The 14248-nt window shown below is 42.5% G+C and carries 12 protein-coding genes; 6 read left to right on the top strand and 6 right to left on the bottom strand.

Annotation, left to right across the window (positions count from 1 at the left end):
* Positions 1–14 precede the first annotated feature (14 nt).
* Complete coding sequence (locus G5B11_RS07720) at positions 15–257, top strand: TIGR03905 family TSCPD domain-containing protein (protein ID WP_158421649.1); 243 nt, start codon at positions 15–17, stop codon at positions 255–257.
* A gap of 65 nt (positions 258–322) precedes the next feature.
* On the opposite strand, the gene G5B11_RS07715 is transcribed toward G5B11_RS07720, so the two are convergent.
* Positions 323–1939: an MBL fold metallo-hydrolase RNA specificity domain-containing protein gene (locus tag G5B11_RS07715; RefSeq protein ID WP_173727440.1), complete on the bottom strand. Its 1617-nt coding sequence runs from the start codon at positions 1937–1939 to the stop codon at positions 323–325.
* Positions 1940–2327: 388 nt separating this feature from the next.
* On the opposite strand from G5B11_RS07715, the gene G5B11_RS07710 reads away from it, so the two are divergent.
* The 3 genes from G5B11_RS07710 to G5B11_RS07700 are packed head-to-tail and all read left to right on the top strand — an operon-like array spanning position 2328 to position 4006.
* Positions 2328–2609 carry an autorepressor SdpR family transcription factor gene (locus tag G5B11_RS07710; protein WP_158421647.1) on the top strand — a complete coding sequence of 94 codons (282 nt, stop codon included), beginning with the start codon at positions 2328–2330 and terminating at the stop codon, positions 2607–2609.
* Positions 2596–3228 (top strand): SdpI family protein, encoded by a 633-nt coding sequence (locus G5B11_RS07705; RefSeq protein WP_173727438.1) that lies wholly within the window; start codon positions 2596–2598, stop codon positions 3226–3228. Before G5B11_RS07710 ends, G5B11_RS07705 begins: the two co-directional genes overlap by 14 nt.
* A 34-nt stretch (positions 3229–3262) precedes the next feature.
* Positions 3263–4006: a PIG-L deacetylase family protein gene (locus G5B11_RS07700; protein WP_173727435.1), complete on the top strand. Its 744-nt coding sequence runs from the start codon at positions 3263–3265 to the stop codon at positions 4004–4006.
* 121 nt (positions 4007–4127) lie between these two features.
* Here the strand turns inward: G5B11_RS07700 and G5B11_RS07695 are convergent, their stop codons facing one another.
* Entirely contained in the window at positions 4128–6590 is a 2463-nt protein-coding gene (locus G5B11_RS07695; protein WP_173727433.1) for a glycogen/starch/alpha-glucan phosphorylase, read from the bottom strand.
* A gap of 1 nt (position 6591) precedes the next feature.
* Positions 6592–9753, bottom strand: coding sequence for an isoleucine--tRNA ligase (gene ileS / locus G5B11_RS07690; RefSeq protein WP_158421643.1), 3162 nt, complete (start codon positions 9751–9753; stop codon positions 6592–6594).
* A 479-nt stretch (positions 9754–10232) separates the two neighbouring features.
* Between ileS and G5B11_RS07685 the strand changes: the two genes are divergently transcribed.
* A complete protein-coding gene (locus G5B11_RS07685; protein WP_173727431.1) occupies positions 10233–11477 on the top strand; it encodes a D-alanyl-D-alanine carboxypeptidase family protein in 1245 nt (414 codons plus the stop codon).
* On the opposite strand, the gene G5B11_RS07680 is transcribed toward G5B11_RS07685, so the two are convergent.
* From G5B11_RS07680 to G5B11_RS07670, 3 genes are all read right to left on the bottom strand, one after another.
* Entirely contained in the window at positions 11451–12410 is a 960-nt protein-coding gene (locus G5B11_RS07680) for a 3'-5' exonuclease (protein ID WP_173727429.1), read from the bottom strand. The genes G5B11_RS07685 and G5B11_RS07680 overlap by 27 nt on opposite strands.
* 370 nt (positions 12411–12780) lie before the next feature.
* The gene (locus G5B11_RS07675; RefSeq protein ID WP_173727427.1) at positions 12781–12987 is read right to left on the bottom strand and encodes a mobility-associated LCxxNW protein; all 207 of its coding nucleotides are present in this window, start codon (positions 12985–12987) and stop codon (positions 12781–12783) included.
* Positions 12988–12996: 9 nt separating this feature from the next.
* Positions 12997–13944: a transposase gene (locus G5B11_RS07670; protein ID WP_330603098.1), complete on the bottom strand. Its 948-nt coding sequence runs from the start codon at positions 13942–13944 to the stop codon at positions 12997–12999.
* A 71-nt stretch (positions 13945–14015) separates the two neighbouring features.
* Between G5B11_RS07670 and G5B11_RS07665 the strand changes: the two genes are divergently transcribed.
* The coding region (locus G5B11_RS07665; protein WP_173727423.1) for a helix-turn-helix domain-containing protein at positions 14016–14248 on the top strand (233 nt) is incomplete at its 3' end.

The raw sequence follows: 14248 nt of genomic DNA, 5'->3' as shown, positions 1-14248 counted from the left end.
AGGAGGATAAAGCCATGATGTATAAAGCAAAAGGTGTCTGTGCACAGGCCATCGAATTTGAAATTGATGACAATAAAAAGGTTCACAATGTAAATTTTATCGGAGGATGCTCTGGAAATACCCAGGGTGTTTCAAAATTGGTGGAGGGCATGGACGCTGAAGAAGTGATCAGCCGTCTTGAAAATATTAAGTGCGGTTCAAAACCAACTTCATGTCCACAGCAGCTTGCTTTCGCATTAAAAGAGGCACTTGCCTAAAAGCAGCTTAAAACCCGTCTGTGATCTGATGAAATACTAAGACCACAGACGGTTTTTCTTTTATCTCACTGATCCGGTCTGTCCCATTTATCACATAATGACTGGATATCTCTCGCAAATCTGTCCAGATCCTTATTGGGAGTTCCTTCATTTTTGCGGATCACAGACATCAATCTGTGTCCAAGAGAAACCAGCTTCGCATAAGCTTGAGCAGCTTTAGAAGCCTTGGGAGACTTGGATGCTTTCTCAATGCGGATGCCCTTTGCCTCATATACAAGGGCATTTTCTTTCAGATCATATATGGTTCCACTGAAAGGCGCCATGGTATCGTACCCCAGTTCTTCCTTCAGTCTTCCTGCAAAAAGCTCTGTTACGCTGTCCTCTCCATGAGTAATGAATACTTGTTTCGGTTTCTGTTTAAAAGCTTTCGCCCAGTCAATCAGTCCATTTACATCTGCATGACCGCTGATGCCCGGCATCTGGCGGATATGGGCAGCCACATGAACCGGCTCACCGAAAAGCTTCAGCTCCTGCGCCCCTTCCAGCAGTGCCCTTCCGGCTGTCCCCACAGCCTGATATCCAACAAACAGGATCGTACACTCTTCACGCCACAGATTATGTTTTAAATGGTGCTTAATACGCCCTGCATCACACATGCCGCTGGCAGAAATGATCACCTTGCAGTCTTCATCAAAATTGATAGCTCTGGAATCATCGCTTGTTACAGAAATCCTAAGACCTGGGAAGCTTAAAGGATTGATCCCTTTTTGCACCAATTTCAAAGCTTCCTCATCAAAGCAGTCATGATAATGTTTTCCGAAAATGGTAGTAGCTTCATTTGCCAGCGGACTATCCACATAGACCTTAAAATTATCATGTCCAGTAACAAGGCCTTCCTCCTTGATCTGCCGAATAAAATACAGCATTTCCTGCGTTCTGCCTACTGCAAAAGAAGGAATCACCAGATTACCGCCTCTGTCAAAGGTTTCCTGGATCACCTCTGCCAGAAGCTTTACATATTCCGGACGTTCTCCATGACTTCTGTCTCCATATGTGGATTCCATCACCACATAATCTGCTTCCTTAAGATATGTTGGGTCCTTGATCAGTGGTTGGTTTTTATTTCCAATATCTCCGGAAAATACTATTTTTTCTTCTTTTCCATCTTCTTCCATCCAGATCTCAATACTGGAAGAACCAAGCAAATGTCCTGCATCTGTAAAACGAACCTGTATCCCGGAAGCCGGCTGGAAAATTTCTCCATATTGTCTTCCCACAAAATTCTTCAGCACTGCCAGTGCATCTTCCATGGTATATACAGGCACAAAATCTGCTTTTCCCTGGCGGCGTCCCTTACGATTGCGCCATTCTGCCTCAAACATCTGGATATGTGCACTATCACGAAGCATAATATCACACAAATGACAGGTGGCTTCTGTTGCATAGATCGGTCCCTGAAAGCCTTTTGCATATAATGCAGGCAACATTCCTGCATGATCCATATGTGCATGTGTCAGCAGTACAAAATCCAGTTCTCCCGGGGCTACCGGGATTTCCTGATTCTCATAGTAATTTGGTCCTTGTTCCATCCCATAATCTACCAGAAACCGTTTTCCGGCTGCCTCCAGATAATAACAGCTGCCCGTCACCTCATGGGTCGCACCGATAAATGTGATCTTCATATACAAGCCCCCTTTATGTCCTGCCTGATTTTATATTGACACCAACTTTAACCTTTCCTATCTGGTATCACTATGTAATATTATACACGTTTTTTTTGGTAATTAACAGATTATTTGTATATTATTTATATATTTTTAGAAATCATTCCACCTCATAAATAATTAATGAAACATACCATCCCTTTTGTAAATATATTCCATATAGTATATTCTTTCAATTCTCATTCCTTTACATGATTATAGTATCAGAACTGAAGCAGTAAAATCATTTTTTCTGTCTGTGTCATTGTATTTAGATTTTTTTCTAAATAGTTCTTGACTTTTCCATAAAGTTATCATATATTCTATTTAGAAATATTTCTAAATGCTTTTAAAAGGAGGAACAAAATTGTCTTTTGCCAACACTTTCAAGGCACTATCCGATCCTGTCCGACGGGAAATCCTACAGCTTCTGAAAAGCGGTCGGATGTCAGCAGGAGAAATCGGAAGTCATTTTGACATGACTGGTGCAACCATCTCCTACCATCTGAACATTTTGAAAAAAGCAGATCTGGTATGGGAAGCCAAAGAAAAAAATTATGTATATTATGAATTGAATACTTCAGTTGTAGATGAAATCCTGCTATGGCTGAAGAATCTGAAAGGAGAATCTGACAATGATCCGAAATAACAGAAAAACTCTTTTACTTACAAGCCTTCTTACTATCAGTCCTATACTTGCAGGCCTGATTTTATGGAATCAGCTGCCTGAGAAATTCGCCATACACTTTTCAAACAATAATGGAGCCGATGGATGGGGCAGCAAATTTTTTGGAGTATTTGGGCTTCCTTTGATTCTGCTTGCCCTGCAGCTTTTTGTTTCCCTGGCAACCCTGGCAGATCCCAAACGAAAAAATATCAATACCCGCATTGGCAAAATGGTCTTCTGGATCATCCCTGTGCTTTCCATATGCGTTAATATTTTCCTTTATTCTTATAATCTGGGATATGACCTGGATATCGGACTTTGGGTCAGCCTTATGATTGGCTTTCTCTTTATTGTCATAGGTAATTATCTGCATAAGGTGAAACAGAATTTTACGATCGGCATCAGGCTGCCCTGGACTCTGACAAGTGAAGAAAACTGGAACCGTACCCACCGCATGGCCTCCTGGATTTTTATCCTTGGCGGTATCATTATGATCATTAACGGTTTTGTCCAGTCCTATTGGCTTCTTTTTCCCATACTGATAGTGCTTTTTGTGATTCCCTGTATTTATTCTTTTATACTCTACAAAAAAGGGATCTAAGCCGCCCTGAACATTCTGCCCTTAGGAGGTTTTTATGTATACAATGAAGCAAGCCTGCAAAACAGTGGGCCGTCCCCTTCTTTCTCTACTGGCTGTGGCAGCCGCATCCCTGCTTATTTACTGGTGGCATATTCTTTCCCCATACATGCACCTGCCTGCAGTTACAGATGATCAGCTGGATGCATTGGATCTGTCCGGTTATACAAAGATCCTGTTTTCTGCACACCCGGATGATGAGCTGATCTGGGGTGGTGGCCACCTGCTGGATGATAAGTATCTGGTAGTGTGTATGACCGGTGGGAACAACCCGGTCCGCAGCAAAGAATTTCAATCTGTGGTTACAGAAGCCGGTGGCAAATATCTGATGCTTTCCTACCCGGATAAGCTTGGCAATAAGCGCAGTTCCTGGAAATACTGGCGAGCAGCCATGGAAAAAGATGTGGCAACGATTCTTAACTACAAAGACTGGCAGCTTGTTGCCACCCACAATGAAAATGGCGAATATGGCCATCTGCATCATCAGATGACACATCAGATCATTGAAAAAGAATATAAAGAAACCGGATGCAAGGCTGAATTATACTGGTTTGGTACCTACTACGTAAATGACCGGATTCCATACAGCTTGCGGGAAATGGACAAAGAACTGTACATCCGCAAACGGAAACTGGCAATGATCTACGAAAGTCAGCGCAGTACCATCCGTAAAATGTATCATATGTTCCCTTATGAATACTGGAAAAATGCAGCAACCGGAGAATTATTTCTTCCAAAATAGCAACAAAAGAATGGGATACGGCTTTCACTGACTGGTGATAACCGTATCCCATTTTTATACTTATTCAGTTTCTATAACTATCCCGTTCATGTCCTGCACTGCCCGGATAAGACATGAAATATTATTTTGTGCCTACAGTAACTTTGTCCAGATGCCAGATATCATCCACATACTCCTGGATGGTTCTGTCTGAAGAGAATTTACCACTGTGAGCTGTATTCAGAAGTGCCATCTTCGCCCACTTCTTCTCATCACGATAAGTTGCTTCCACCTTCTTCTGTGCCTCTGCATAGGAGCGGAAATCACCAAGAATGAAATACTGATCCGGTCTGGAACTGTTCTTTGTGCTCAGAAGAGAATCATAAATATCACGGAACAGCTCTGTATCACTGGAGAAAGTACCATTGATCAGCTGCATCAGTACCTGACGGATCTCCGGATCTGTATTATAGATCATATCCGGATCATAACCTCCATTGTTCTCATAATTGATGATCTGATCAGAACTCATACCAAAGATAAATGCATTCTCAGCGCCTACCTCTGCTACGATCTCCACATTGGCACCATCCATAGTTCCCAGTGTAGGAGCACCGTTCAGCATGAATTTCATATTACCTGTACCAGAAGCTTCCTTGCTGGCTGTAGAAATCTGCTCGGAAACATCTGCTGCGGCAAAGATCATCTCTGCATTAGACACACGATAATTCTCAATGAATACAACCTTGATCTTGCCGTTAATGGATGCATCATTATTGACCACATTAGCAACAGAGTTGATCAGCTTAATGATCTTCTTTGCACGGGCATAAGCTGCAGAAGCTTTTGCGCCAAAGATAAAGGTTCTCGGATACATATCCATCTCCGGATGTGTCTTGATCTGATTGTACAGATAGATCACATGCAGAATGTTCAAAAGCTGTCTCTTGTACTCATGAAGTCTCTTAACCTGTACATCAAAGATGGAATGAGGATCTACCTCAATGCCATTATGCTCCAGGATGTATTTTGCAAGACGCTGCTTATTCTGGAATTTAATATTCATAAACTCCTGAAGTGCTTTCTCATCATCAGCATAAACAGCCAGTTTTTTCATCTGGGACAGATCTGTGATCCAGTCTGGTCCGATATGGTCTGTTACCCAGTTGGCAAGCAGCTGGTTGCCATGAAGGAGGAAACGTCTCTGTGTAATACCATTGGTCTTATTATTGAATTTCTCAGGCATCATCTCATAGAAATCGCGCAGCTCCTGTTTCTCAAGAATCTCAGTATGAAGCTTTGCAACACCATTAACAGAATATCCTGCTGCAATAGCAAGATGTGCCATCTTCACCTGGCCGTCATAAATGATCGCCATTTTCTTGATCTTCTCATAGTTGCCCGGATATCTGTTCTGAATCTCAATGATGAAACGACGGTTGATCTCTTCAATCATCTGATATACACGGGGAAGCAGTCTTGAAAACAGCTCGATGGGCCATTTCTCCAGTGCCTCGGACATAATGGTGTGGTTAGTATAAGCAACACATTTGGTGGTTACTGCCCATGCCTCATCCCAGCCAAGGCCTTCCTGGTCAATGAGGATACGCATCAGCTCGGCAACTGCCATGGTAGGATGTGTATCATTCATTTGGAATACAACCTTTTCATGCAGCTTCCGAATGTCATTATGTTTCTTTTTATATTTTGCGATTGCTTCCTGGATACTTGCAGAAACAAAGAAGTACTGCTGTTTCAGACGAAGCTCTTTTCCTGACATCTTGTTATCATTAGGATAAAGTACATTTACAATGTCCTTTGCCAGGTTTTCCTGCTCTACTGCTTTCTTATAATCACCCTTGTCAAAGGAATCAAAACCAAATTCCTCAATCGCAGCTGCATCCCAGATACGAAGGGTATTTACCATATTGTTCTTGTATCCCACGATAGGCATATCATAAGGAATCGCCTTGACTGCCTGATAGCCTTCATGGATAAATTTATTCTGTCCTGTTGCAGGATCATATTCTACACGTACATAACCGCCAAAATGCACTTCCTTTGCATACTCCGGACGGCGAAGCTCGAATGGATAACCATTTACAAGCCAGTTATCCGGTACCTCTACCTGATAACCGTCCCTGATCTCCTGCTTGAACATACCATAACGATAACGGATACCGCATCCATAAGCACAATAACCAAGAGTTGCCAGAGAATCCAGGAAACATGCTGCAAGTCTTCCCAGACCGCCATTGCCCAATGCCGGATCAGGCTCCTGGTCCTCAAGAACATTCAGATCAAGTCCTAACTCCTCCAGTGCTTCCTTTACTTCCCCGTAAGCGCCAAGGTTGATCAGGTTGTTGCCCAGGGCACGGCCCATCAGAAACTCCATGGACATGTAATAAACGATCTTCGGATCCTGCTCCTCAAATGCGTTCTGTGACTTCAGCCAATTATCAATGATAACATCTTTCACAGTGTAGCATACAGCCTGGAAAAGCTGCTCCTGGGTAGCTTCCTCCAGCCTTTTGCGATAGAGAAATTTTACATTATCTCGTACACTCTTCTTGAAGGCCTCTTTCTCAAACTGCTTGTTAATCATGTTAATCCTCCTGTACTTTAACTACTGCCAGTGTTACCTGCTCTTTATTGATATTCCACTCTTTGGTATAACCCTGAACTTCGCCCAGAATGATCTGATCTGCCAGAACCTCGCCTTTGATTTCATCCTGATGCGCTTTCATCACATCCATAACCTTATCATTATCTTTTGCATAAACCAGGATCTTATCCATAACCTCAAATCCTGCTTCTTTACGCATGGTCTGGATCTTGCTGATGATCTCACGTACAAAACCTTCCTCCAGCAGTTCCGGAGTCAGATTGGTATCCAGTACAACTGCTGTATCGCCGTCTGTCTCTGTCATATACCCCTCTGTCTGGGCAGTCTCGATCAGCAGATCTTCCTCTGTCAGTTCAACCTTATTTCCGTCGATGTCCAGAACAAGAACACCATTGGTCTTCAGTTCATTCATTGCCTTGCTTCCGTTGATCTCAGCAAGTGCCTTACGGATACCGCCCAGAAGCTTGCCGTATTTCGGTCCAACCGTACGAAGCTGTGGCTTAAAGCTGTAGGAAATAAAGGATTCCACATCATCTGTGAATTTTACTTCTTTTACATTCAGTTCATCTGCAATAATATCAGTAAAGAATGTATCCATCTTCTCTGGAGCCTTCACATACATGGTACCGATAGGCTGACGGTTCTTGATGTTTGCAGTATTTCTGCAGGCACGGCCAAGAACAACCACTTTCAGCACTTCTTCCATGTTATCTTCCAGTTCCTTATTGATCCACTCTTCCTTCACTGTAGGGAAGTCGCAGAGATGGATACTCTCAGGTGCAGTCTTATCAATACTTCTTACCAGATTCTGATAAATATCTTCTGTCATAAACGGGATCAGAGGAGCTGCTGTCTTGGAAATGGTCACAAGAGCTGTATATAAAGTCATGTAAGCATTGATCTTATCCTGCTCCATTCCTTTTGCCCAGAAACGCTCACGGCTTCTTCTTACATACCAGTTACTCATTTCATCTACAAAGTTCTGAAGTGCTCTTGCACTTTCCGGAATCTTATAGTCTGCCAGATCCTGATCTACAGTCTTAACAACTGTATTCAGCTTACTCAGCAGCCATTTATCCATAACAGAGAGTTTATCATAGTCCAAAGTATACTTCGTTGCGTCAAATTCGTCAATATTGGCATACAGTACGAAGAATGCGTAGGTATTCCAAAGAGTGCTCATGAACTTACGCTGACCTTCCTGCACTGCTTTGCCGTGGAAACGGTTTGGCAGCCATGGTGCACTGTTGATATAGAAATACCAGCGGATCGCATCTGCGCCGTATGTTTCCAGTGCATCAAAAGGATCTACTGCATTTCCTTTGGATTTACTCATCTTCTGTCCATTTTCATCCTGCACATGGCCAAGAACGATTACATTCCTGTAGGGTGCTTTATTGAACAGAAGGGTAGACTCTGCAAGTAAGGAATAGAACCATCCTCTTGTCTGGTCAACAGCCTCGGAAATAAAGTCTGCCGGGAACTGCTGTTCAAAAAGCTCTTTATTTTCAAATGGATAATGATGCTGTGCAAAAGGCATTGCACCGGAATCAAACCAGCAGTCAATTACCTCCGGTACACGATGCATGGTACCGCCACATTTCGGACATTTCATGGTCAGATCATCCAGGTATGGGCGATGGAGCTCGATGGTCTTAGCTCTTTCATCCCCTGTCTTTTCAAATAACTCCTGACGGCTGCCAATAGACTCCATATGTCCGCACTGGCATTCCCAGATATTCAAAGGTGTTCCCCAGTATCTGTTACGGCTGATGCCCCAATCCTGTACATTCTCCAGCCAGTCACCAAAGCGCCCCTTTCCAATGCTTTCCGGGATCCAGTTGATGGTATTATTGTTGCGGATCAGGTCATCCTTTACTGCAGTCATCTTGATGAACCAGGATTCTCTTGCGTAATAGATCAGCGGTGTATCGCAACGCCAGCAATGAGGATAATCATGTTCAAACTTAGGTGCTGAAAACAGCTTGCCCTCTTTATCCAGATCTTTCAGAACCATAGGATCTGCATCTTTAACAAATACTCCTGCATACGGAGTTTCTGCAGTCATATCGCCTTTACCGTCTACAAACTGTACAAACGGAAGCCCGTAGTTCCGTCCAATACGGCTGTCATCTTCACCGAAAGCAGGCGCAATATGAACGATACCAGTACCATCACTCATGGATACATAATCATCACATACAACGTAATGAGCTTTTTTGCCCTGTTTTTTCACGTATTCACCGGTGCAGTCAAACAGCGGCTCATACTCTTTATATTCCAGATCTTTTCCTGTAAATTTCTCAAGGATCTCATAAGCAGGTGCTTCTTCTGTGGCAAGCTTGCCAAGAACAGTATCCAGCAGTGCTTCTGCCATATAATAAGTATAACCGTCTGCTGCCTTTACTTTGCAGTAAGTATCCTGAGGATTTGTACAAAGAGCCACGTTGGATGGCAGAGTCCACGGAGTTGTGGTCCATGCCAGGAAGTATGCATCCTCACCCTTTACCTTAAACCTTGCAATAGCAGAACGCTCTTTTACCAGCTTATAGCCCTGGGAAACCTCCTGAGCGGAAAGCGGTGTCCCACATCTTGGACAGTAAGGCACGATCTTAAATCCTTTGTATAACAGGCCTTTGTCCCAGATCTGCTTTAATGCCCACCACTCAGACTCAATATAATTATCTTCATAGGTAACATAAGGGTGCTCCATATCAGCCCAGAATCCTACAGTAGAGGAAAAATCCTCCCACATTCCCTTATATTTCCATACACTTTCTTTACACTGTTTGATAAAAGGCTCAATTCCGTATTCCTCGATCTGATCCTTTCCATCAAGCCCCAGCTTCTTCTCAACTTCCAGTTCTACCGGAAGTCCATGAGTATCCCAGCCTGCCTTTCTTGGAACCATGTAGCCCTTCATTGCCCGATATCTTGGAATCATATCCTTGATAACTCTGGTAAGTACATGTCCGATATGAGGCTTTCCGTTGGCTGTTGGCGGTCCGTCGTAAAAAGTATATGTTGGTCCCTCTTTACGGTTTTCCATGCTTTTTTCAAAAATGTCATTGTCTTTCCAAAACTTTTCAACCTTTTTTTCCCGGTCTACAAAGTTCAGGTTCGTATCTACTTTCTGATACATCGCATTTCCTCCTTTTGCTCATCCTTGAGAAATGTGTAACAGGGAACTTCAAAAAAGCCTCTTATTACAACTTAAAAAGCCTCCGTCCGTAAAAGGACGAAGGCGAAGTGCTCTCGTAATACCACCTGTTACAATGTACAGGGCCATATGCCCGATACCCGTTCCCGTTAACGTGGGAAATCCGTCATCCCCTACCTGTATCTGCTGCCAGACACCCTCAGGGACGCAACTCCGGAGTGATCTTCTGCTATATCTGACTCACACCAGGCTTCCACCCTCCCCGGCTCGCTGAAGCTTTCAATACAGCTTACTGTCTCCATCATGGTTTTTCCATATGCTTTTCTATTATAAGTGCATGAAATTCCCTGTGTCAAGACTTTTTAGGCAAGTTTTCCACCTGTTCTTTACTGAAAAAAAGTGTTATAATGAAGCAAAATTTCGGAAATGCTAACCTGTAAGCTAAGATGAAAGGAATTTTTATGTTTAAATCAGGAAAAAAAATATTAAAACGTCTTTTATGTATCACTTTATCTGCCGGAATGCTTGTCACACAGCCTGCATTTGCCTTTGGAGAAGAAGGAGAAACTGCTGCTGAATCCCCCACGCCTACACCGGATCCTCACACAGAGGCCTATTATGCTGCCCCGGAAAGCAATTCCATCCCCGGCTGGCCACAGGGTCCCCAGGTGGAAGCCCGTTCTGCAGTGATGATGGACGTGTACACCGGTGCCATCCTTTATTCCAAAAATCCGGACGAGAAAATGTACCCGGCCAGCATTACCAAGATCCTGACAGCACTTCTTGGCTGTGAGAACTTAAGTGTACAGAACAAGCTGGTGATGTCAGAAACTGCTGCACATGGCATCTCCCCCGGCGATTCCAGTATTTACGCAGATACTGACGAGATCTTTACTGTCCATCAGGCATTGATGGCTCTGATGTTGGAATCAGCCAATGAAATTGCCCTGGCTATCGGAGAATCTGTTTCCGGTTCTGTGAAAAAGTTTGTAGAGCTTATGAATACCCGTTCAGCGGAAATTGGTTGCACTAGTACTCACTTTAACAATCCTAACGGTCTTCCGGATGAGAATCATGTTACCACTGCTAATGATATGGCTAAGATCTCACGGGCAGCCTGGTACAATCCATTGTTCCGCAAATACGTTACACGGAAGATCTTCGAGATTCCTCCTACCAACAAGTTCGAGGAAACCCGTTATCTCCTGAACCATCACAAAATGATGGAAGGCCGTGACTATGCTTATGAAGGTGTTCTTGGCGGCAAGACCGGATACACGGAAGCAGCAGGAAATACGCTTGTTACTTATGCCAAACGGGGGAATATGACCCTTCTGGTGGTGGTTATGGGTACCATTAACGGTGGCTGGTCTGATACAGCATCCCTGCTGGATTATGGGTTTGGCAATTTTGAGAAGATCAATCTGAAACAGGATAAGACCCCTGTAGTTACTGTGGATCTTGCCTGCGACAAATATATTCTTCAAAATAATGGCAATACCTGCCCGTTTCCCTATACCAGAACTGTATATGTTACCGTTCCCAAGGGAACAGATGTATCTGCCCTGGAAAAGCAGCAGATCTTAGGCTCCAACGCTGCCGGTCCTCTTCTTTTAAACAGCAGCTATTATTATAATGGTCAGCTGGTAGGATGGGGTGTACAATATGAAAAAGAGGTCCTATCGGACCTCCTGCTTCCTTTTTAACTGTCGCTTCAGGCGGAGAGAATCCCGTTTTTCACGGATTTTCTCCGCCTCTTCTGTACCTACCCGGTATAGAGTTTTCACAGCAAAATATTTATCTTCTTCTGTTCTGCGTATACGGATCTTTCCCTCTATGGTTCCATGTTCCTGGCAAATTGCCAGGCAATAATAAACCTTTGAATTATTATTCATGAACCATCGTACCTTCCGTCTGGCAGGACAATGGCACACAGGACAGCAGGTGCTTAAAACCTCCCTGTCCTTCATCACTCGCTCTCTGGAAAAGAACTCCCTGGAAACATACTTATTCCACATGGAATATTCCATATGAACTTCTTCTTTTCTGGACTTGGGATTCTGGTAAACGTCCAGGGATGGATTCTGACGGATGCAATTATCGTCAATATACTGAAGCACATATGCTGTATAATATGCATCTGCAACAGCCCTGTGAAATTCCATCTGGCTTTTGATCTTCAGCTGCTGCACTGCGGTCTCCAGTGCCCGTCTCTCGCCATCTTCCTCATAACAGATCCCATATAGCTTCTGTACATCATAATAAGTAACAGGACCTTTGATCAGTGACAGCATATTATAATATTTCATATTGCGCTGCAGCTCCATAACATCCTGATTGCCCCAGGTAAAAAAGGCATAATCCTTTCCGCACCATTGAAGAAATTCTCGCACTGCCAGCGGAAAAGGCAGGCCATCTGTCAAATCTTTATAATCTACATGGATCACCTCATGGATACTGTCATGGATCCAGTTGTACACCTGCGGTTTGATCAACCGTTGAAAACTGTCTATGATATTTTTATCTTTATCAAGCTTTACAGCCCCTATCTCAATAATCTCAAATGGTAGTCTTGCATTCTCAAATTTTTTCCCATCCGGACTTTGATTCCATTCAAGATCAAACACAATATAATTCATGGTATGATTCCATCTTTCCTTTTGCCGTTTCTATCATCTCTTCTGCGCGTAAATCAATAAGGAAAGAATAAAGCAAAAAAGCTATTCCGTCAACCCTGTGCCTAAAGCTTGCCCTCCAGCCAGTACAACATCGTTATTGAGAGCATCCTCGCGAAGCGTTTTTATAAAAAAGGGGCTGTCGCACTAATGACAAAAACATTCGGATAATCAAAGTTTTTGAGGGTTTGCCGAACTAATTGAGGGTCAGTCGTGAGGGGCTGGCCCTTTTAGAATGCCAGTTTTTGAGGGTTTAGTTTGAGGGGCTGGTTTGAGGGACAAACTTGAGGGGCGAGTTTGAGGGTCTGGAATAATTCCAGGCCCTCTTAAATAATTAGTCAAAATCATATTCGTTGGGATATGGGATATCATTATCTGATAAGATTTTTTGCAGTGTTTGAATATATTTGTATTGACGTGCAATTTCAATCCAGTTGCTATGACATAGTGAGTTTGCCTCTTCTAATTCATAACATGTAAGTTCATAATCTGTCCAAAGTGGACAGGAATGATTCTTGCTAAAAGCACAATGGTTTTTCATAAATTCCTCCTAAAAATCATCCTCTTCTAAATATAGAACAGGGTTGTAATTCGTGATACCGTTTAATACAGGGACTGATCTTGTTGCATATAAAAAGCGATTTCTAAAATGCTCGAAGTTGCGGAAACCTCTGCCAAGTCGTTTTAAATCTTTGATTTTTCTGTTAATAGATTCAATAGGTCCATTTGATAATCGGCTATCATAGATTCTTCCATTACCGATTTTTTCAACCATAATAAATGAGTTGATAATGGAAGATTTATATTTCTCTAAGAGAGAAGCGAATTCACGAAATATCTCATGTCTTGATTTCCGGTATGCTTCAATCAATTCCTCCAATTCAATTTGAGCCTGTGAAGGATTACCGCCATTTCTGGCATTGAATTGAAGATAAAGTTCTTTTAGATCTCTGAACTCTTTGAGTTTATAGTCTATGCGAAATAACGCATCTTCATAATCATATGTGTTCATGAGTGCATGGAAATGCGGATCCATATGTGGATCAGTATGATATCGAATATTTGATTGATTACATAGAATAAGCCAACGATATTTCTGAAGCAGGTAAACTTCATCAGATGGTGGAAGAGATACCGGCACTTGCTGTTCAAGAGATAGTTTTTCCTGGTATTCACGATCACGCTGACGGAACTTCTTTAATAGCTGACGAATATAATTATCAATCATACGAGTAATCCATTGAATGACATGAAATGAATCTACGACAGAAACTGCATTGGGAAAATATTTTTCCACATAAGAAATGTATGGATTATACATATCAGAGATAAGATACTTCACTGCAAAGCGTTCCTCAGTAGGGATTGAAGTAAAGTAAGGCTCGGTCACATTAGAACGTCTGCTTCGTAGTAAATCGATGGGATCACCTGTGTGGAAGTCCTGAATGACAAGCGCGTATTTACAGTGCTCATCCATGTCTAAAAAGACTTCATCAATCGAAATGGCATCTGATATGCTACCCTCATATAGGACAATGAAATATAAAAGTCCTATATGGGGGTATTTTCATGTCCAGAAAAAGCAAAATAGATCCAATAGTAAAGGTAAAAATAGTTGAGCAATATCTTGATGGAGAGATTGGATTGGGTCAGGCAAGTAAAAACCTTGGAGTTGCTTGCCAGAGTATTAGAAAATGGATTTCTATATACCAATGCAATGGACCAACAGGTTTACTTAATCAACCCAAAAACAAAAGTTACTCAAAAGCACTAAAAATATCTGCGGTAAATGATTATCTTAA

Origin of the sequence: Blautia glucerasea, assembly GCF_013304385.1 — a bacterium.
Lineage (GTDB): Bacteria > Bacillota > Clostridia > Lachnospirales > Lachnospiraceae > Blautia_A > Blautia_A ammoniilytica.
The sequence above is the reverse complement of the archived record's forward strand: the minus strand, read 5'-3'. Positions and strand labels throughout refer to the sequence as shown.